At 40.4% G+C, this 20869-nt stretch carries 23 protein-coding genes and 1 tRNA gene; 11 read left to right on the top strand and 13 right to left on the bottom strand.

From position 1 onward, the window contains the following. The 4 genes from ABIL39_02155 to ABIL39_02140 all read left to right on the top strand — a co-directional run. On the top strand, positions 1-487 hold a 487-nt coding region (locus ABIL39_02155; protein ID MEO0164922.1), incomplete at its 5' end, for a T9SS type A sorting domain-containing protein. Between the two features lie 86 nt (positions 488-573). Beyond that, entirely contained in the window at positions 574-996 is a 423-nt protein-coding gene (locus ABIL39_02150) for a T9SS type A sorting domain-containing protein (protein ID MEO0164921.1), read from the top strand. A 377-nt stretch (positions 997-1373) separates the two neighbouring features. Next, positions 1374-2876 carry a T9SS type A sorting domain-containing protein gene (locus ABIL39_02145; GenBank protein ID MEO0164920.1) on the top strand — a complete coding sequence of 501 codons (1503 nt, stop codon included), beginning with the start codon at positions 1374-1376 and terminating at the stop codon, positions 2874-2876. 230 nt (positions 2877-3106) lie between these two features. After that, positions 3107-3253, top strand: coding sequence for a hypothetical protein (locus tag ABIL39_02140; protein MEO0164919.1), 147 nt, complete (start codon positions 3107-3109; stop codon positions 3251-3253). On the opposite strand, the gene ABIL39_02135 is transcribed toward ABIL39_02140, so the two are convergent. Genes ABIL39_02135 through ABIL39_02110 form a run of 6 tightly spaced genes read right to left on the bottom strand, consistent with a single transcriptional unit; the run spans position 3250 to position 10214 of the window. Further along, a complete protein-coding gene (locus ABIL39_02135; protein ID MEO0164918.1) occupies positions 3250-4095 on the bottom strand; it encodes an RluA family pseudouridine synthase in 846 nt (281 codons plus the stop codon). The two genes, ABIL39_02140 and ABIL39_02135, sit on opposite strands and share 4 nt — an antisense overlap. 44 nt (positions 4096-4139) lie before the next feature. After that, positions 4140-5249, bottom strand: coding sequence for a radical SAM protein (locus ABIL39_02130; GenBank protein MEO0164917.1), 1110 nt, complete (start codon positions 5247-5249; stop codon positions 4140-4142). A 32-nt stretch (positions 5250-5281) separates the two neighbouring features. After that, positions 5282-7363 carry an ATP-dependent DNA helicase RecG gene (recG, locus tag ABIL39_02125; protein MEO0164916.1) on the bottom strand — a complete coding sequence of 694 codons (2082 nt, stop codon included), beginning with the start codon at positions 7361-7363 and terminating at the stop codon, positions 5282-5284. Beyond that, a complete protein-coding gene (locus tag ABIL39_02120; protein ID MEO0164915.1) occupies positions 7363-8436 on the bottom strand; it encodes a type IV pilus twitching motility protein PilT in 1074 nt (357 codons plus the stop codon). The genes recG and ABIL39_02120 overlap by 1 nt, the downstream gene beginning before the upstream one ends. Further along, a complete protein-coding gene (locus tag ABIL39_02115) occupies positions 8433-9488 on the bottom strand; it encodes a type IV pilus twitching motility protein PilT (GenBank protein ID MEO0164914.1) in 1056 nt (351 codons plus the stop codon). The genes ABIL39_02120 and ABIL39_02115 overlap by 4 nt, the downstream gene beginning before the upstream one ends. Before the next feature lie 12 nt (positions 9489-9500). Further along, complete coding sequence (locus ABIL39_02110; GenBank protein MEO0164913.1) at positions 9501-10214, bottom strand: hypothetical protein; 714 nt, start codon at positions 10212-10214, stop codon at positions 9501-9503. A 108-nt stretch (positions 10215-10322) separates the two neighbouring features. Here ABIL39_02110 and ABIL39_02105 point away from each other — a divergent pair, with 108 nt between their 5' ends. The 7 genes from ABIL39_02105 to ABIL39_02075 all read left to right on the top strand — a co-directional run bounded on the left by ABIL39_02105 (position 10323) and on the right by ABIL39_02075 (position 15071). After that, positions 10323-10745 (top strand): hypothetical protein, encoded by a 423-nt coding sequence (locus tag ABIL39_02105; protein ID MEO0164912.1) that lies wholly within the window; start codon positions 10323-10325, stop codon positions 10743-10745. A gap of 1 nt (position 10746) precedes the next feature. Then, positions 10747-11517 carry a prepilin peptidase gene (locus ABIL39_02100; GenBank protein MEO0164911.1) on the top strand — a complete coding sequence of 257 codons (771 nt, stop codon included), beginning with the start codon at positions 10747-10749 and terminating at the stop codon, positions 11515-11517. Between the two features lie 36 nt (positions 11518-11553). Then, positions 11554-12285, top strand: a complete 732-nt coding sequence (locus ABIL39_02095) for an NAD-dependent deacylase (GenBank protein ID MEO0164910.1) — start codon at positions 11554-11556, stop codon at positions 12283-12285. A 35-nt stretch (positions 12286-12320) separates the two neighbouring features. After that, positions 12321-12393, top strand: a tRNA-Lys gene (locus tag ABIL39_02090). A gap of 197 nt (positions 12394-12590) precedes the next feature. Next, positions 12591-13943, top strand: coding sequence for a hypothetical protein (locus ABIL39_02085; protein ID MEO0164909.1), 1353 nt, complete (start codon positions 12591-12593; stop codon positions 13941-13943). Beyond that, positions 13940-14395: a hypothetical protein gene (locus ABIL39_02080; protein ID MEO0164908.1), complete on the top strand. Its 456-nt coding sequence runs from the start codon at positions 13940-13942 to the stop codon at positions 14393-14395. Before ABIL39_02085 ends, ABIL39_02080 begins: the two co-directional genes overlap by 4 nt. Position 14396: 1 nt before the next feature. After that, positions 14397-15071 carry a CPBP family intramembrane glutamic endopeptidase gene (locus ABIL39_02075; GenBank protein MEO0164907.1) on the top strand — a complete coding sequence of 225 codons (675 nt, stop codon included), beginning with the start codon at positions 14397-14399 and terminating at the stop codon, positions 15069-15071. Positions 15072-15335: 264 nt separating this feature from the next. On the opposite strand, the gene ABIL39_02070 is transcribed toward ABIL39_02075, so the two are convergent. From ABIL39_02070 to ABIL39_02040, 7 genes are all read right to left on the bottom strand, one after another. Further along, a complete protein-coding gene (locus ABIL39_02070) occupies positions 15336-16568 on the bottom strand; it encodes a Tol-Pal system beta propeller repeat protein TolB (GenBank protein ID MEO0164906.1) in 1233 nt (410 codons plus the stop codon). Further along, on the bottom strand, positions 16565-17209 hold the full coding sequence (locus ABIL39_02065) for a TonB family protein (protein ID MEO0164905.1): 645 nt from the start codon (positions 17207-17209) through the stop codon (positions 16565-16567). The genes ABIL39_02070 and ABIL39_02065 overlap by 4 nt, the downstream gene beginning before the upstream one ends. Further along, a complete protein-coding gene (locus ABIL39_02060; protein MEO0164904.1) occupies positions 17206-17613 on the bottom strand; it encodes a biopolymer transporter ExbD in 408 nt (135 codons plus the stop codon). The genes ABIL39_02065 and ABIL39_02060 overlap by 4 nt, the downstream gene beginning before the upstream one ends. Next, a complete protein-coding gene (locus tag ABIL39_02055) occupies positions 17600-18262 on the bottom strand; it encodes a MotA/TolQ/ExbB proton channel family protein (protein MEO0164903.1) in 663 nt (220 codons plus the stop codon). Before ABIL39_02055 ends, ABIL39_02060 begins: the two co-directional genes overlap by 14 nt. Further along, the gene (gene ybgF / locus ABIL39_02050; GenBank protein MEO0164902.1) at positions 18259-18861 is read right to left on the bottom strand and encodes a tol-pal system protein YbgF; all 603 of its coding nucleotides are present in this window, start codon (positions 18859-18861) and stop codon (positions 18259-18261) included. The genes ABIL39_02055 and ybgF overlap by 4 nt, the downstream gene beginning before the upstream one ends. 158 nt (positions 18862-19019) lie before the next feature. Continuing rightward, positions 19020-19496, bottom strand: coding sequence for an OmpA family protein (locus ABIL39_02045; protein MEO0164901.1), 477 nt, complete (start codon positions 19494-19496; stop codon positions 19020-19022). Positions 19497-19664: 168 nt separating this feature from the next. Further along, positions 19665-20663, bottom strand: a complete 999-nt coding sequence (locus ABIL39_02040; GenBank protein ID MEO0164900.1) for a zinc-dependent alcohol dehydrogenase family protein — start codon at positions 20661-20663, stop codon at positions 19665-19667. Between the last annotated feature and the right edge of the window lie 206 nt (positions 20664-20869).

Genomic DNA, 20869 nt, shown 5'->3' with positions numbered 1-20869 from the left:
AGATAATGGGAATACCTATGATACAATTGCCCTGGGAATTCCAGGTGGTGATACAACCTATCAATGGCTTGTCCCTGATATCATCTCTGATTCCTGCAAGATAATGATATGGGCTTATGGACCGCCAAGACCCGGTGAGAATAGACCCCGGGGTGTTGCCTGGGATTTTGGTGATTTTAAGATAAGACCATTAGGGATTGAGACTGATGCAGGATACCGGATACAGGATGCGAGTTTAAAGATTTTGCAGAATCCAGTATTTGGTGGCAGATTAAAAATCCAGTATGCAGTGCCAAATCCCTCCAATGTGAAACTTGTTATCTACAATGTCCTTGGACAGGTTGAGCAAGTGCTTGTTGATGAATACAAACCTGCTGGCATCTATGAAATAGCAACCCCCAAACCCTTGACAAGTGGTGTGTATTTTGTAAAATTGTTTGTTGATGAAAAGGTAATTACGAAAAAGTGTGTTATTTTAAAGAATTAAAGAGCACTGAATCCCTCTTATTCCCTCTTTATAAAAGGGGGACAGAGAGGGATTCAAATCTCAGTACGGCTTATGATTTTGAGGTAATGATTCCCAGAGAACTCTATCAGGCCGCTCATAAGGTCACCCTTCCAGTTAAGAATCCCAATAATAATGGAGTCTGTCTTGCGGGATTTAGTATTTACTGGAAACCTGAAGGCAAAACCAGTGGTGGTCCACAGGATATTGGCACAATGCCCTTAAATTCAGAAAAGATAATGCTGAATGTTTATCCGAATCCGACTAAGAGTAGTCTTACCATTCAATATAATCTACCTAAAGCAGGCTATGTGAACATATCACTATACGATGTTTCGGGAAGACTAATTGATGTGCTGGTTAAAGACATCCTAAGCGTTGGTTCGCATTCCATCACATTCGACACGGCTAATCTTGCACAAGGGATCTACTTTGTTAAACTTACTTCAGAAGAGCAATCTACGATGAAGAAAATAATACTAATGCGCTGATTGGTTTGGCGGGGATGGATGTATTATTTCCATCCCCGCCAAGTTTTAACGATTAAGTGTATGCACCATTAAAGAGACAATAAAGGAGCAAAATTATGGAAAATTTTTTGATTGTAGCTTCAATGTTGATTACTGGTTTTACACAAAAATGGTTGTTACCTAATGGTACATTTGGATGTCAGAATAGAATTTGCATCGGAGATACTGATAAAGATGGTAATTTTGAATGCATATTCCGCCCCCGTTCGTACGGTCATCACTACGGATACATATAAGAATTGGATAGTTGTGGCACATGGGAGGTAGATTCATTTATTTGTTATGGCGGGGTTGAGATTTGGGAAATTGGAGATTTTGATAGAGATGGTTTTTCTGATATGATTGTAGTCGCATGTCTTTCCTCCTCTCCACCATTTATCCCTATAGTAGCCATTCTCGAATCACCTGATTCATTTTCTTATCCGGGATGTGAAGTATGGCAGGATACTGTAATGTCTTTAGTTACTGCTCCGATATTATCTTATGATGTCGATCGCGATGGTCTACCGGAAATATTGTCATGCAAACAAAATGAAACACCACAAGGTTACGAAGTCTTAACTATTTATGAAAGTATCGGTAATAATAACTATATTAGAATATTCAGCCAAATTTATACAAATACTTCTCTAACCAGTACTATAGCGTTCGGTGATTTTGACCGAGACAGTCTAATTGAATTTGTTGTGTGTGGAACACGAATGTACATTTATGAGAGCCCCGCAAATAATACTTACGAAAAAATATATGAGGCTCAACTTTTTCCACCCTTTATACCGGATTGTTTTTCTACTATGGATCTCGACAGAGATGGGAAGTTAGAATTCATAGTCAAAAGCATATATACTTATGCAGGGTATGTAAGGAGTTTCATCTTTGAAGCACCAAGTAATAATACTTATGAAATCATTAAAGATTTTACCTTTTATAGCATCAGTAATTTTGAGTATGCTGGCGGTTTCTCTGACTCCGGTGATATTGATGGCGATAGTATACCCGAAATTGTCCTTGAGGCAAGCGATACTGTGGCAATTATCAAAGCCTACAGCGACGAAAATGGATACTATAATGACTCCTTCTATGTCTGGCAGACTTTGCCCGGCAATGCCACCGGTTCAAGTGTCAGGGTCTTTGATTTAGATGGAAATAGTCTCAATGAAATCATCATTTCCGGAAACAATCACACCCGAATCTATGAAAAAACACCTTTTGTCACCTGGTTCTGTCCGGTTCAGTATGATACATTCTGGGCTAATGATACCGTCTATACAAGATGGAGACTTGATGAGACGATTGTCCTTGACTCATTGAGATTATACTGGGCACATCCAATTTTGGGTTGTCATCTAATCTATCAAGGTTTGCCTCAAGATACAATCTGCCAGTGGATAGTTCCTGATACCCAGAGTAATATGGGGAATAAACTCTGGCTGGTGGTAAAAGGCAATGGTAGATATGATTCCACATCTCCGCCGGTCTTTTATATCAAAAGACATACTGGAGTTGAAGAAACCAAAATTTCGCAATCCACAATCCAAAATCCGAAATTAGAAGTCTCTCCTAATCCATTCAAAAATCACTGCATTATTAAATTCCAAATCTCAGATAATTTCGCAATTCGCAATCCGAAATCCGAAATTTCCCTAAGAATTTATGATATTTCCGGACGGGTTGTAAAATCTTTTAATCCCGCATCGATTATCCCGAATCAAGTATCCGGTATTTTCTGGAATGGTGATGATGATTTGAGTCGCAAACTCCCGGCAGGTGTTTATTTATTGAGACTTGAAATAGGGGATTACAGGAAAATAAAGAAAATAGCCTTTCTAAAAAAAGAGTAGCCAAAGCAAAGGTTCACGGATTTTAAATTCTCACGACAATGCTGCCGGAAAGAAAAACCGGAGAGGGTTCTGCAGATTATCTAAAAGCGGAGTAATCTCAGCACCTACATCGAAAATCAATTGCAATTTAAGAACTAAAAATAATCTGAACAAAAGCTGGGAGACTCGAAATTTTTGGCCGTTGACTTTCTTTATGATTCTTATATAATTGGAAAAAGGAGTCGTGAATAATGAAAATAATCATTTTCATCCTGGTCGTGGTGATCATTGGTTGGATTATTACGCAGATACTCCAGGCTGCGGATAAGAAAAGACGCGAAGAGATTGTAAGAAAAAATCTTGAAGAAAAAAAGAAAAGAGAAGAACAGGGACGTTAGCGGCTTAATCTGCTGATCAATTCTTTTAAATCCTCAGGAATGGGTGCGGTGAAATGCATCCATGTTTTTGTTCGAGGATGGGTGAAACTTAACTTATATGCATGCAAAGCCTGGCGGGTAAAAAATATTTTGGTTTTTTCTAAATTATAATACTTTTTGTCACCTATGATGGGATGTCCAAGCTGGGCGAGTTGAATCCGCAATTGATGGGTCCGCCCGGTCTTTGGTTTCAATTTCAAAAGGGTGGCTCCGTTCAACTCTTTCATCACTTCGTAGTAGGTTTCCGCATATTCTCCGGTTCTTTGGAGCAATCCCTTTATAACCCCTGATTTAGCCTTTAATCGACCCTCAATAACGGCGAGATAGGTCTTATAAACCCGACGCATTTTAAATTCGGTCATCAAAAAATCCCTTGCCTGAATTGTCTGGCCAAATAACACTACCCCGCTTGTCTCCCGGTCTAATCGGTGCACCGGATAAATAGATTTGCCTTGCATTTCCAGAAATTCTTTTAATGTCCTGCCCTTTTCCGTGCCACTCTTTTCTGTGAGAAAACCCGGTGGTTTATTCACCACCACCACTTCTGTATCTTCGTAAATTATCTCTGGTTCTCCTAACGGTGCCCCTTTTGCAACATCCAGAATAACTATCCGGTCGCCCTTTTTTAACTTTTTCGACGGAAAGGTGATGCGTGTTCCGTTAACGAGAACCAATCCATTCTCTACAATTTCCCGGGCGATTTTCCTCGGTAAGGTATTAAAAAGCGCGATAAGATAATCAAGCCTTCGACCTTCTAATTCGCCGGGTACAGTAAAAGTCTTTTGAGTTATTTTCTCATTCACAAGTATTTACCTTTTTAATTTCCAAAAGATAATTCTTTTTCAGTTTAATTTGATTTAGAAAATAGGTCATGGTAAACCGAAGCCATCATGAGGGTTTTGATTTTATAGGGGTATTCATATTTCAAAATCGGCATCCCGCAGGGAGGATTTATCGTATCGGGGCAAAGGCGGAGACAATCTCCAGAACAGGCTATCGGTAAAAAACCTTCTTTGCTTCGGACATGGACATGATTCCGTTTCGTTCCTTCGCAATTAGGAATATTTTTTGAATCATAATCTCGGGGCAGTTCCTGACAGACAGCATAGGTGAGTCCGTATGCCTCCACTGCTTTTTTAAACCAGGTGTGGAATTTCTTTCTAATGTTGATGGGTGCCATAAACTTTTTGACTGGTTTATCGGGATCATAATTGTAGTATCTTACGATGTGCGGAATAGATGTCTTGAATTTGGTAGCCGCTAACCGGTGCAAAAGGTTGGACATGGCAATTTTATTATAATAACCAGTGGAAGCGATAATATGTTTGGTGCCGGTTTTCTTGACCTGTTCAAGAATCCAGAGGAGGTCTTCGCGTTCCATAAAACCTAAAATTGTTGGATCGGTCCGACAGACGGTTTCAACTCCCAAATCATTCAAAAATTTAAGTATCTTTAATCGTTCTTCTATCTTTGAGGCATAGGGACTGGTCACTGTCTGTTTCGATGGAGTCGCCTCTATCGTCATCTCAACAAGCCAGTAAGGATAAGAAATCAATTCTGGTATCGCTCTTATCAATGCGCGTAAACCTTCTGCAGACTTGGTCACAATGCGAAAACTCAATCTATTTTTCATAAGGACCTTGATGATCCGGAAAGTCAAGTCACGTAATGGTGTGTAGGGTTGGAGTGGGTCGGTTATCTGACTTAAATAGAAAGGAAAAGCAATCTTTAATCTTTTGATTTCATCTTCTAATTTTGCTGGTAAGTTTTGATAGATAGTAATCCGGTCAGGCATTGACCAGGGATATGCCCGGGCATAACACATTGGGCAACGAAAGAGACATCCCCCAGAATTCGTGAGGGAAATAAGTGCTGCATGAGGGCACTTCCTTTTTGATCGGGGATAAGGAAAATCATGGATAACGCTGCCTTTCAAATCAGCAAATGTCACTTCCATCTCGTCTCTCAAATTAGCGAAATTAAGATTACTTAGCCGATGCCCAACAATTCTTCTTTTTTTTGAAATTCCCGGAGATAACATCTTATGGGCCAGTGCTCGGGCAATTTTATCTCCGGGTCCTTGTTCACCACCCCAAAGGCATCATCCCGGGCCAAAAATAGCAAAGCCTGGTCTTGTTCTAAGTCCCCAATCTTTATATCTGGTAAACCATGTTGGCGCTTACCTAAAATCTCACCCGGTCCCCTGAGTTGCATATCTTTGCGGGCAAGGGCAAAGCCGTCGTTATTTTTTTCAAAAAAAAGCAAACGTTCATAGGTTTCCGGGGCAACGAATTTATTGAGAATCAATAAACAATAAGATTTTTCAGCACCCCGACCAATCCTTCCCCTTAATTGATGGAGTTGTGCCAGCCCAAATCTCTCGGGATGTAAAATCAGCATTATCGTAGCATTAGGAATATCTACCCCTACCTCAATCACTGTGGTAGCAACCAGGATGTTTATTTTGCCACCGCGAAATTCAGCCATTATCTTTATCCTTTCCTGAGTTCCCAAGCGCCCATGGATTAACCCGACATTGAAATTAGAGAATACACTCCGCACCTCTTCATAAACTTCCTGAGCGGATTTCAGTTCTAATTTCTCTGATTTTTCGATAATCGGACAGACAATAAAGGCCTGACGCCCTTTCAACAGTTCGGTGTAGATAAACTGATAAACCTTCGCCTTTTCACTTTCCCCATGCAAACGGGTAATTACCTCACCCCGACCTGCGGGTTTTTCAGTAAGCGTAGAGATATCCAAGTCCCCATAAAGAGTTAATGCCAGAGTCCGGGGAATCGGTGTTGCTGAAAGAACCAGGAAATGGGGATTGATCCCTTTGTTAACGAGCGCAGCCCGTTGCATCACACCAAAGCGGTGTTGTTCATCAATAATCGCCAGCCCGAGTTTTTTGAAATTCACCCCCTCTTCAATGAGAGCATGGGTTCCAAAAATTATTTTTGCCTCACCATTTGAAATCTGGTTTATCGCCTCTTCACGGGCATGACCCTTAATACTGCTCGTAAGCAGAATTGATTTCACACCTAATTTTTCCAGGATTGGGGCATGATTTATGTAATGTTGTTCGGCAAGAATTTCAGTAGGCGCCATCATTGCCCCCTGATAATCATTTTCTACCGCAATAAGCAGGGCATATAGTGCCACCACTGTTTTACCGGATCCTACATCACCTTGAAGAAGGCGGTTCATTGGTTTTGGTCGACTCAAATCGTGGGTGATTTCCTCAATAACCTTCTGCTGTCCATTGGTGAGTTTAAAACTCAATGAATTCAAAAACAAATCCGTCAACGAACCTCGCCTTTCCAGCGGCACCCCTTCCTGGTTTTTTATTTTCAATCTTCTCCTTGCCAGGGCAAGTTCAAAAAAGAAGAATTCATCATAAACCAGACGCCGTCGGGCGTTTATTGCATCTTCCATATTCTGAGGAAAATGTAAATCTTTCAGCGCCTTCTTTAATCCTGGAAGTGAATTTCTATGCAAAATATATTCCGGAATCGTCTCCACCACTTGTTCGAGGCACAACTCTAAGGCAATATTCATTGCCCTTCTTATATCCCAAATGCTGAGTCCCTCTGTCAGAGGGTAAATTGGAATTATCGTTCCGCTCGTCCGTTCTGGAGGGTTATCCTCCCCACCAATTATCTCGTAGACAGGATTTATGAATTGCTTGTGGTAAAAAAATGTGACCTTCCCTGAAACCATCAACCAATCACCGATTTTGAATTTACTCTTTAAATCCGGGCGATTGAACCAGCGGACTACCACACTTCCTGTTTCATCCCGGAGCAAAAGATTGACTATCTCACCACGGTGTTGTGCCTTTTTTATCTCAATAAGATGAACTTGGCCAATGACCGTTCCCTCATCATTTATCTTTAAATCCTTTATCTTCAAAACATTTGAATAATCAAGGTAGCGCCGGGGAACTAAGAATAGAAGGTCTTTTACATTCTCGATATTTATTTTTTTAAAATAACTCGCCCGTTTGGGACCAATCCCTTTTACATACTGAATAGGACTATCCAGCCTCAAAAATTGTTTTTTTTGCACTATCTACCCTGGGTTAGTAATTCAATCTCCTTGTGGAATGTATCAGGATTTAAAGCTTTTGCTTCGGCATCTTTTATTGATACTAAATTTTTCTTTACATAATTGGCGAGACAGGCATCAAAGGTTATCATGCCCTGCTGCTGGGAAGTTTGCAGGATCGATAACAGTTGGTGCGTTTTTGCTTCCCTTATGAGATTACGGACACTGCTTGTGGCGATGAGTAATTCATAAGCGGCAATCCGACCCTTCCCATCAGCCCGTTTTACCAAATTCTGGGAGAATATCGCCAGAAGGTTTAAAGATAATTGCATCCTTATCTGATTCTGTTGATGGGGTGGGAAGACATCGATGATTCGGTCAATGGTGGAGATGGAATCAGAGGTGTGTAAAGTGGTTATCACCAGATGACCGGTCTCTGCCGCGGTGATCGCCAAGGAAATCGTCTCTAAATCGCGCATTTCACCCACCAATATCACATCCGGATCCTGCCGGAGCACGAATTTTAAAGCATTGGCAAAGGAATGGGTATCCCGCCCCACTTCGCGTTGGGTGACGAGTGCTTTTTTATTTTTGTGAATGAATTCTATTGGGTCTTCCACGGTAACAATATGGCAATTATCATTCTCATTCCGAAAATCAATGAGTGCAGCCTGGGTCGTGGATTTTCCACACCCGGAAGGACCAGTGACAATAATCAAGCCCCGCGGGCGCATCACCAATTCTTTCAGGATTGGCGGAAATCCAAGTTCATCAATCGTAGGAATTTTTTCGGGGATCAATCTGAAAACTGCCCCAATATTCCCTTTCTGCCGGAAAAGATTAACCCGGAAGCGTGCCACACCTGGTAATTCATAGGAAAGGTCAAGTTCATAATTACGCCGGTATTCTTCGATCTGTTCCTTCTTCAACATCTCCACCAATCCGGATTCAATATCCACTGCTGTCAGGGGAGGTACTTCAAGAGGTGTAAGATCGCCATTAACCCTCATAATCGGTGGAGAACCGACTTTTAAAATCAAGTCTGATGCCCCACTGTTCACTTGGGTATGTAAAAGATCATTGAGCTTTATCATCCCTGCACCCGCCTTTCAAATTCGTCAGGATTAGTGCAATGTGCAAGGGCTTCTTCATAGTCAATGATCCCCTGGTTCAAAAGATTGCGCAGATACTGGTCCATCTGAATCATTCCGAGCCGGGAACCAGTTTGAATAGCTGAGTAGATCTGGGGAGTTTTCCCTTCGCGAATTGCGCTCCGGATTGCGGGGGTGCAGATCATAATCTCAAAGGCAGCCACCCGCCCGGTACCATCCTTCTTCCGGACAAGGGTTTCGGTTATCACTGCCTGGAGGGTTGCTGAGAGCTGAAGCCGGATTTGCTGTTGCTGGGCAGGTGGGAAGACATCAATGATCCGGTCAATCGTCTGCACCGCATCAATGGTGTGGAGGGTGGAAAAGACCAGATGGCCGGTTTCGGCTGCTGTGATAGTCTGTGCCATTGTCTCCAGATCCCGCATCTCTCCTACCAAAATTATATCTGGATTCTGGCGTATCGCCCGGCGCAAGGCTTCGGCATATGACTTTGTATCAATGCCAATCTCTCGTTGCTCAATGACGGATAATTTATCCCGATGTAAGAATTCAATCGGGTCTTCAATGGTGATGATATGCTTGCGAAAATGTTGATTGATGTGTTCAATCATCGCCGCCAGGGTTGTGGATTTTCCACTGCCAGTTGGTCCCGTGACCAAAACTAAACCGCGGGGCAGTTCCGCGATCTTTTTTAAAACCGGGGGGAAACCCCATTCATCGATTGTCTTTATCTTCAAAGGGATTATTCTCATCACCACGCCGATATTTCCCATCTGTTTGAAACAATTAACCCGGAACCGAGCAACCCCGGGGATTTCATATGCCATATCAAATTCCAAATTCTTCTCAAACATTTCGCGCTGAACTGGTTTCATCAAACCATAGATCAGATTCTCCATATCTTCCTTGCTCACCGGTGGAAAATCGGAACGCTCTAACTCACCTGCCACCCGAAAGATTGGTGGTTCACCGACCCGGAGATGTAAATCAGAACCTTCGCGTAAAACAAGTTCTTCTAAGAGGACATCAATGTCGATGGGCATCGCTGTCTATTGTCTCACAAATGCCCGAAAGCCGATTGAAGTATCTGTAATATAATCAAGTGCTGCCATCTTAGAAGAACTTATTTTGATAGTATAAGGGACGGTATCAACCGGAAGGATGGAATCGACATTAGTTATGTAGATGATGGTATCCACTATCGTAGTATCAAAAAGGGGATTGGTTAGGTTATGAAGCAGGCTGTCCACGGACTTGGCTGCCCCTTTATAGATGGTGATATCGGTTGTGTCAAAGCCGGGAAGACGGGCAAAACAAATCCAAAGTGTATCGTTGGGAATGGTGACAAATTCCGTATCGGGTTGATAAAAATGTTGTGGGGCAGGAATATTTACCGTCACATCGATGATGTGTTCAGTCGCTTTCCCATAAAGTGATTTAAGTCGATAATAAACTTTGGTATTGGGTCTGAGGGTGGTATCCGCATCATTGAAAAACATCAATGTATCGCAGGGCACGGTGTCAAGCGCTACGAAATTCGTCGAATCACCACTTCTCTCCACAATCACCGCATCAATTTGCGGCCTCTGAAGGGTCCAGCCCCAGGTAAGGTTAACAAAGACACGTGTTTTTTCTCCCAGAATACTCGTCTCAACATTCACCACTTGACAGGTGTGTTTCACCCAGCACTCTAAATTTACCTCCATGCCTGACTCACAGGCGATCAGCAGGAAAAGCCCCAAAATGCTGAGCAATCTTTTCATTGAGCCTCCTTGTAAAGTAAATAATAATATCTAATTTTGCGGAATTGTCAATAAGCGGTGGAGAATAGTTTATTGACAAACAATGATTTACATATATAATTATCCGCTATGGGGACGGGAGAATTTAGAGAAATTTACGAAACGATGCAGAAAAATATTGAGGAGATAAAAACCACGGTAGAAAAAATCAACCGGTATAGTTTGGAAGACCAATTAAAGTTATGCGAAAGGATAAAATATCTCTTTTATGGCCTAACCAAAACCCTGGTCGACATCGGCAACAAGATAATTGTCGAAAATGACTATCGGGAGCCTTTAAATAATGCGGATGTCTTCATTAGCCTTGCGGAACACGAGATTATTAATACCAACCTCATACCTGGTTTGAAAAAAGTAGTGCTGGCAATTCCCAAGGTAATGCAAAGCAGCAAAGATGAAGTCCTCACGATGATTAAAGAAAGTATGGAATCAATATGCAAATGTCTTGATTCCTTTGCTGTGTATTACGACTTGAAAGACAAGGGCATTTAACTTGAAAACCTTCTATGCAATCGTTGTTTTCATTTTTGGTGCTGCAATTGGTAGTTTTTTAAATGTTCTAATTTACCGGTTGCCCAGAGGCTTATCTATAATTACTCCGGGTTCTTTCTGCCCCCGGTGTAATAAGCCAATCCGCTGGTATGAAAATATTCCAATTTTAAGTTTTATATTCTTAGGCGGTAGATGCCAGAAATGTAAAAAACCCATTTCTCTTCAATATCCGATAGTTGAATTACTGGCAGCATTATTGTTGCTCTGGTCATTTAAGAAATTCTCTTTCCAGGTTAACTTCTTTTTTACTGCCTTATTCTTTTTAATTCTAATCGTGATTTCTGGTATCGATTTCACCCATCAGGTTATTCCGGATATCCTTTCCATTCCCGGGATATTCATTGGGTTGATCTATCAATTTCTTAATCAAAATTTTTTAACGGGTTTGGTTGGTGCATTATTCGGTGGCGGTATTATCTTTCTGATAAGAATTCTGGGTGGCTGGGCTTATAAAAAAGAGGTGATGGGAATGGGTGATGTGTATCTGGTAGCCCTGATTGGTGCATTCACCGGTTTTCCTATGATCATCCCGGCAATATTCTTTGCCGCATTGATCGGCACAATATTCGGAATAATTTATCTTGCACTCACCCATCAAAGCAAAGACAATCCCATTCCCTTTGGACCATTTTTAAGTGCGGGTGGGGCAATTGTGATAATATTCCACCATCAAATAATCCAATTTTTGCGGAGTCTGGGGATTTATTTTTAATCTTGAAAATGGTAAACTTTTCCGATATAATCGTCAATGACCGATAACGCAATCAGAATATTAAAAAACGCAAAAAGTTTGTTTGTGTTGACCGGAGCAGGGATTTCAGCCGAAAGCGGCATTCCAACATTTCGAGGGCGAGATGGATTATGGCGCAATTATTCAGCAACGGACCTCGCCACCCCCGAGGCATTTGCCCGCAATCCTGAGTTGGTCTGGGAATGGTATCGGTGGCGACAGGAAATTATTTCTCGGGCGCAACCAAATCCCGCGCATTATGCCCTCGTTGAGCTTGAGAATCATTTTGAAAAATTTTTGCTTCTGACCCAGAATGTTGATAATCTCCATCAGCGTGCGGGTTCAAGAAATGTCTTGGAATTGCATGGCAATATCTTCAGAACCCGATGTCTGAAATGTGGCAGGATTGACCGGATTGAAAATGCCCGGATTGAAAAGATGCCCTATTGTAAATGCGGTGGGCTGTTAAGACCCGATGTTGTCTGGTTCGGAGAGGCAATTCCCCAAGAGGTCTGGCAGGAATCAATGAAATTTTTATCCGCGGCCGATGTTGCAATCGTCATTGGAACATCTGGCGTGGTCTGGCCCGCTGCAGGAATTCCTGAGATCGCCAGTAACTATGGGGTGAAGACGATCGAAATTAATCTTGAGCCCACCCCTATCACTTCGTTGGTAGATATTAGCATTCATGGACCTGCCGGAAAGGTCTTACCGGAAATCGTAAAAAATTTAACCCTTGACTCAGGCTAAAATTTCGATATAATAAGTAGAATTTTTGAGATGCTGGGTCATTAGCTCAGGTGGTAGAGCATCGGATTTTTAATCCGGTGGCCGCAGGTTCGAGTCCTGCATGACCCATTTTATTTATGAAAAAATCCCAAATCCACAATTCCCAATCCCCCATATATATAAAATTTAAAAACCTGTTTCTGATTTTTTATCGTTTGACTTTTGGCATTTGGCTTTTGGATTTAACAAATTTCGCTCACTGCTCAGATACACTCAGACAAAAACCGGTTGTTCATTTTTTCTATTCGCCTGCTTGTGGTCATTGTATGGATATTTTGCTTGATGATATACCAAAGTTAAAAAACAAATATGATTTTCAATTAAAAAAATATGACCTGAACAATTTTGATAACTATAAATTGCTTGAACAATGGGAAAAAGAAAAGAATATCAAAAATATCGGTGAGGATTTACCTGTAGTATTTGTTGGCGATTCGGCATTTTATGGACCAGAAGAGGTGAGAAAAAAACTGGAACCAGCACTTAAAAAATATGCAGGTATTAAAAATCCAATCATAAAAAAAGATACGATAGAAATAAAACCTGATACTTTGCAGGTTAAAACTCAGGATATCAATTTATATTATTTTTATCAACCATCCTGTCCTGAATGTAATCGTGTTGAATTACTATTAAATGCCCTAACACGAAAATATTTAAATCTTATCGTTTATCGTTACAATATCTTTGATGATACGAGTAAAATTTTCTTTGAAGGACTCGGTGATCTACGGCAAATCCCAGCAGAAAAAAAATTGATTGTTCCGGCAATATTCATCGGTGATGATTATATCATAAAAGATATCAGTGCAGATAAATTGGAGGGTTTGATATTAAAATACCATAACGGCAGTCCCAGGCTTGATACATTAAAATTTATTACTGCGGAAAAGAATATCATTCAGAGGTTTTCTAAATTTTCAATAATCGGTGTTATGATTGCGGGCTTTTTAGATGGTGTTAATCCGTGTGCATTTGCCACGATTATCTTCTTTATAAGTTATTTATTGTTTATCGGAAGACGAAGGAAGACAATAGTCGTAATGTCAATATCTTTTATTATTGCGGTCTTTTTATGTTATCTCGCCATAGGACTTGGTGCCTATGTTCTCCTGAATGCAGTAACTGGGATAAAGATAATTGGAAGGATAATATTTTTATCCTTTGGCATTCTGGCGATTGTTCTCGGTGTATTGAGTTTTTATGATTACTTTGTTGCCCGTACTGGTGCTACCAATAAAATGATTTTACAACTTCCTTTAATAATCAAACAAAAAATCCATAAAGAAATAAAAGAGAAGACCGGTGTCGGTGGCATAATGATTGGGTCTTTCGTAGCCGGCGTTCTCATTTCTTTTCTTGAATTCGGGTGCACTGGCCAGGTTTATTTGCCCACAATTACATTTGCTATCTCAAGAGGGAATTTTGGTTTGAAACCATTCTTTCTTTTGATCATTTATAACCTTATGTTCATACTGCCTTTAATTGTAATTGCACTTTTGGCAAATCTTTTTTCCCGTGGAGATGTTGCAAATATTTTATCAAAAAAGATTCCGCTTATTAAAATCCTCACTGCCCTGCTATTCTTTGGACTGGGTATTTTATTACTTTTATCATGAGATTTATACGGCTCATTTCAATTGGAGTGCTCGTAATTTTTATTCTGTTTGTGATAATAAAATTGCTACCTAATGAAAAGAAGAATCTGATAAGGGATATAAATGCCCTAAAAAATGCAGTGGAAAAAGAAGAAGCAGGAACAATCTTGAATTACCTTGATAAAGACTACCTTGATAAAAATCAACTTGATTTTGAGGGTTTGAAATCAACAATAAGTGAATTTTTAAATGTGGCAGACTCAATAAATATAATGATGTCGGGACTAAAAATCTGGATTGATTCTAATTCAAATAACACTATCTATGCCCATTGCAGTCTTGGCTTGAGGGTGATTGCTAAATATGAGAATGAAAAGGTGCTTGTATTTGGCGGCGTGATACAGCCTGCCTCAGTTAAAGGTTATTTTAGAAAACAGCGAGACAATTATAAAATTTATTCAGCCGAATACTGATATGAAAAAGTGGATAAATGAAATAATTGCGGAACTAAAAAAGTTTGATTTAGAGGTTCTGGTGATTATCTGTTATTCAACTTTTGTATTATTATTTTCGCTCTACCTCAAGCGAACAAGAATATTCTTTCCCAACGAATCTTTTTTTGAAAAATTGCTGGTGCTGGGGATAATTTATGGAATCTCGCCGATTGTACCGATGGTTATCTTTAAAAATAAACCAAAAGATTATGGAATACGAATCGGTGATTATAAGGTCTGGGCCAAGGATATCTTGATAATCCTGTGTATAATGATACCGATTGTTCTGCTTGTCTTCAAATTTACTAACTTCAAGACTGTATATCCGCTTTCCCATACTGCCCGAAGGGGAATCAATAATCTTTTAGTCTATGAATTTGTTCACTTATGTTATATGTTTGGTTGGGAACTATTCTTCCGCGGATTTATGCTCTTCGGTCTTTCAAAAAAGATTGATTCCAGATTGGCAATATTGATTCAGACTATTCCATTTGCCTTATTACACTATCGCAAACCAGCCCTTGAGGCTTACGGCTCAATCATTGCGGGAATTTTTTTAGGGGTTGTTGCAATTCGTGGAAAAAGTTTCCTCCCCTGTGCGATACTGCATTTTTCAATAGCATTGATTGCAGATTTACTGGGATTACTGTTTTAGAATATCCAATTTGGATTAAATAAATTAACATTTTTTAATTGCTGAAAAAATTAATAAGTCGTGTATATCAGTGTGTTGGAGGTGGTTGAGATATGAAATAGGGTATGATGCTCAAATATCAACATTTCTCGCCAGGCAGGAAATGTTGATTTTTGCCTTATAGACAAAACATGTATCAACAGGAAAAAGGTATGTAGTTAAAAAGGGAAGAAATTATGAAACAAAATGTGGTGCTATGGGTCGTATTGGCTAAGACTCTTAAGATTATTTCAAAAATGGGGACCAGTCAGGTGAGTAGGCGACAAGCCCCTGGGTTAACTTGCGCTGCCTTGTGCCATCCCAGTTCATTGTCCAGAGTTCATACTGGCCAGTGCGGTTTGAGATAAATACAATATGCAATCCATCCGGTGACCAAGATGGTTCTTCGTTATTTCCTTCAAATGTCAATTGAATGGGCTGGAAATCATTCGGGTCAGTGACACAGATCTGCTGGGAATAATTTGACTGCCTTGATACATATGCTATCAAATCACCCCTTGGTGACCAGGCAGGTGAGGTATTATAATCACCATGATATGTCAGACGCCTTACATTTGTGCCATAAATATCCATTATATAAATCTGTGGCATTCCTGAGCGGTCAGAGACAAAGGCAATTTCTCGGCTGTTGGGTGAAAATACCGGTGAGCAATCAATCGCACGATTGTTGGTAAGTCTGTATAACTGTTTACTTTCTAAATCAAGAAGATAAATTTCGGCATTGCCATCTTTGGTTAAAGTCAGGGCAATCTTTGTGCCATCCGGAGACCAGTCCGGTGCGTAATTTAATCCCGCATGGGTGGAAATGATTGTCAGTGTCTTCTGATTCAGGTCAAGAAGATTTAGATTCAATCGGTCTTTTATATAAGTTGAATAAAGAACCCTGCTACCATCCGGTGCCCAGCAGGGAAAGAGATTGAAATTATTATTTTTTGTCAGTTGTGTAAAGTTATAACCATCATAGTCAATCATTGCCAGTTCTTTACCGGTTCCTGAACGATATGAAAAGACAATCTTGGTTGTAGAGATTCCTTTTTCTCCGGTTATTGTTTCAATAATTTTATCAGAGAGGGTATGTGCATAATGCCTTAATTCACCAGATAGAGGTAAGGTAAATTCACCGATTTTCTGCTTGGTTTCAAAGTCAATGAGGCTTATCGTCAGATTCGGTTCTTTGCTTGATGCCTTTAATATGACACCACTTTTCTTGGGATTTCCGGTTAGCGCATTTGTATCAGCGAGTATCTCAAAATATAAAGAATAATCAAGGTCAAATTTTATTATTGACTCTATATTTTTTACTTTTGTAATAAAGTCAGGTGTACCCTGGGGATTGAATGGTTCAATTATAATATTTGTCTTTCCGCCCGCATAGTCAGTTAGTCTCAGATATACATCTTGGGCTGAGAGGATTCCAACTAAAAAAAAGTAAATAGAGAATTTAGAATAATTTTTCATTTTGCGGTTAGAAATTCTAAATGTACCTTAAGATAATCATCAGAAAATTCTTCGGGTAAAGGCGGGAGTCTTTTGGTTAGCGCCACCGCCCGGATTGTGGATTCGTTATAAATCTCATCGCCTGAATCTTCTTCAATCCTGATATTAGAAATCACACCATTTTTATCAACTTCAAAATAGACAATTGACTTTAATATTACATCTTTATCCCGGTATGGATTATTCCAGTTCTGGGCAATTTTGTTTAATAAGATATTCAAATAATAAGAATATGTAAATCCCCGACCACTGCCGGTATAAATCTGGGGTTTGATATCAGGAAGTCCATCAGGTAAGCCTTTCTTTTTGGTTTCTTTGGTCTTTTCGGTTTCTTTAGTCCCTTTCGTTTCTTTTTTTGCCACCGCCTTCTTTTCTTCGGGTGGCTTTTTTTCTTCAATTTTTTTCTCGGGTTCTTTTATTGTAGATGGTGGCTCGGCAGGTGGCTCAGGAATACCTGCAACCTTTGGTTGGGGCAAAGGCGCAAGACTTACTTTATAGACTTCCATTTTTGGAATTGACTTGAATGTATTCCTTGAGGAAAGGGCAATCGTGCCAAATAAAAGGAGATGGAGCAAAATGGAAAGGAATGTAAAACGGTTCATTCTTCCTGCGGTATTTCAGCAACGAGTCCTAAATCCTTTACCCCTGCCTTACGCATTCTGCCAATCACTTCAATAACAAATCCATAATCAATATTCTTATCGGCTCTCAGGTAAACCATAACTCCGGGTGGCTTTTTTTCGAGAATCTTTTTTAGTTTTGCTTCAAAATCTTCAAATTTGACTTTATCACCTTCAATAAATAACTGCTTATCTTCTTTTATAGATATTGTAATCCCTTCTTCATCATGAGGTAACGAAGCATCGGTGCGGGGGAGGTTAACATCGATACCAGGGGTCATCATCGGCGCGGTGATGATAAAAACGACCAACACGGTCAGTGCCACATCCACCAGATTGGTAATATTCAAATCTTGAATTAAGCCATTATTCCTATTCGCTTTCAACGAGTCCCCTTTTTAAGCGAGCAAATACCTCACTAATGAAGTTATCAAGCTGGGTATCCAATTTTATTATTCGGCTGCGCAATAAGTTATTAAAAATTAACGCTGGGATTGCCACCAGGAGCCCATAGACGGTCGTGATTAAAGCATCCGAAATTCCTGGTGCCACAACTGTAATATGGGCTGAGCCGCGTGCCCGGATCTGCAAAAATGATTCCATTATCCCCCAGACCGTGCCCAGAAGCCCTAAAAATGGGCTCGCCGTCACGATCGTGCCCAGCACCGGGAGTCCACTTTCAATCGTCTCTATCTCTTTTGCTTTGGTCCGTTCCATCGCCAGTTTGATATTCTCCGCCAGTTGCAGAAATTCCGGATTGCCTGCTGATTTTAGAGTTTTAAATTCCTCGATGCCGCTTTTTAAAATCTTCCCATATGGATTATCCGTTAAAAGATGTCCGAGATTTTCCATTTCCTTAATATGCTTATGAAACTGATAACTCATTAGAAATGATTTGCTCCGCCGGTTCACCACTCCCAGTTCGTAAAGTTTCCTGAAAAATACCGCCCAGGACCAGATGGAAAACACGACCAGAATCACCATGATAATCTGGGCGGCAAGACTGGATTCCAAAAAAACGCGAAAGATATTCACTTTTTCAACCTTTCCTTTGCCAAGGATGCCTCTGGAGCATTAGGAAACTCCCGGATCACCCTTTCATAATATGTCTTTGCGGTCTTGATATCTTTTGCCTCTTCATAGATGATGCCAATTTTATATAAGGCAGTAGACCGTTTGTTGCTCTGAGGATACTTATTGATCAATTCATTGAAGGTATCCACCGCATCCTGCCTTTTCCCCATTGAGTAATAGCATTCTCCAATCCAGTATAGGGCATTATCTGCGAGCGGCGAATCCGGTGCGATTTTTAAATAAGATCGAAACCCGGTTATCGCTTCATTGTAATTCCCTTTCACATAATTGAGATAGGCTGATTCATAAATCATTCGGGCTTCCGGACTGACCGAGGAAACTTCTTCAGAATCTGGAGAAGCCCTTTTACCCCGGGATAACTTTTCGTTTATCTGGGTTAATTGGGTTTCGAGTTCACTCAGGCGTGTATTTAACATTTCAATCTTTTCGGAAATCTCCTCGGATTTGGTATAATAGTCAGTTCTTAACTGGTTTGTTTCTCTTGACTGGTTTTGGAGCAGACTATCAAATTTTATTGTATAAAATCTCAAACTATCCATTTGCCAGTTGAAATTATTAAAACGGGTTCGGCTTAAACAGCTCAAACTTCCCAGCAGGGAAAGAGTCAAGATAACAAGCGGGGGTATCAGGAGCCAAAATCTAAATTTTGACTGATACCCCCAGGGATGCTTCGAATTGATCTTAATTTCCATAAATTTTACTTTATTATCACAAATTCACACCGTCGATTTCGTTCCAGGACCTTTGGATCCAATGGCCTTTCTTCACCGTAACTTACGGTCGAAAGTCTATCCGGTGAAATGCCAAGCATAATTAGGTAGTCCCGAGCCGACTTTGCTCGACGCTCGCCAAGAGCCATATTATACTCAGCGGTCCCGATTTCGCAACAGTGGCCTTCTATTAATACTTTTACATCCGGATACAACTTGAGCATCTCGGCATTCTTTTTCAAAGTCTCAGCGGCATCCGGGCGGATATCGGATTTATCAAAGTCGAAGAATATTCGTTCCAAAACAAGTTGTGGTCTAGTTTCCACAACGGTCGTTTCTTTAGGAACAACGACGGTCGTTTCCTCTGGAGCAGGTTCTACAGGTTTTACCACCTGCTTCTTTGGGCAACCAAAGAATACAACAGCAATTAATATTATAGGGATAGTTAGTTTAATATAGCGCATTATGCCTCCTTTCATGGCTTAATTATATTAAAAATGCATTCAAAGTCAAGAAAAATCGGGTCTGCAATTTCCTATTATTCAAAGGCTTAAATATTGGTACACCTTTTTAGACATTAAGGTATATACTGGAGTCAATTTTTTTGTGACTGGAAATCGTTTCTGTAAAAACTATTGGATAATCAGAACCGATGAACCCGAGACCCTTGAATATTTTATATTCAGTAGCGCCTGATTCGCATCTTCTAATTTATATTCATTTATTTCAGTTCTAATCTTGAATTTCCCTGCAAGATTTAAAAATTCCCGGACATTATCTCTTGATGTATGGGCGACCGAGGTCAAAGTCTTTTCTGGATAGATATGGGAATAATCAAATCCAGGCAGGGGCGTGGTATAGATACCTGCTGAGACCACAATTCCTCCTTTATCAATCTTTTTCAACGCCTTGACCAGCAGTTCGCCGCTGGGAGCAAAGACAATGACGGCATCGAGTAAAGTTCCCATCTCGTCATCAATCCTCCCTGTCCATCTTGCCCCGAGTCTTTGGGCGAGTTTAAGTTCTTTTTCTGTCCGTGATACGACATATGTTTCGATACCGAGATGGTTGCAAACCTGTAACAAGATATGGGCACTGGAGCCAAAGCCGAATAAACCCAGCCTTCCCGAGTTTTTTAGACCAGTAGCTTTGAATGCCTGATAGCCAATGACCCCTGCGCACAGAAGTGGAGCAACTTCACTATCACTATAATTTTCTGGAAGTAAATAAGCAAAATCTTCATGGACGACCACATATTCTGCGAATCCTCCATCCGCATCATAACCAGTAAACATTGGGTTATCACATAAATTTTCCCTTCCCGACCTACAGAATCTACATTTTCCACAGGTCTTATACAACCATGGGATACCGACTCTATCTCCAGGTTTATAATTTTTAGCACCCTTACCAAGCTTATCAACCCGTCCCACAATCTGATGCCCGGGAATGACCGGCATTTTGTGGGGTGGTAATTCCCCTTCCACAATATGTAAATCTGTGCGGCAAACACCGCAGACATTTATTTTTAATCTTATCTCATTATCTTTCGGTTCAGGAAGCGCAATTTCTTTTAACTTTAATGGTTCGCTTTCCAAAGGTGCTTGCTGTTCCAAGATCATTGCTTTCATATTGAAAACTATATTGACTTGGAGTGAAAAGTCAATAGGATGTTATGTGAAGTCCTCACATTTTTATAGAATGTTTTATTTAGACAAAATGAGACCTATAGGCAAAATTTGTAAAGATGACCGATCATCAAGTTCTCGAACAAGGCTTTAGCCTGCGGATGGATATCTCTAAATCCCAAGGAATTACACATTCTGAAGGGTGCGGC

This window comes from candidate division WOR-3 bacterium (assembly GCA_039802205.1).
GTDB lineage: Bacteria > Hydrothermota > Tepidihabitantia > SM23-42 > JAOAFX01 > JAOAFX01.
This window is presented reverse-complemented; position numbering and strand designations above follow the sequence as displayed.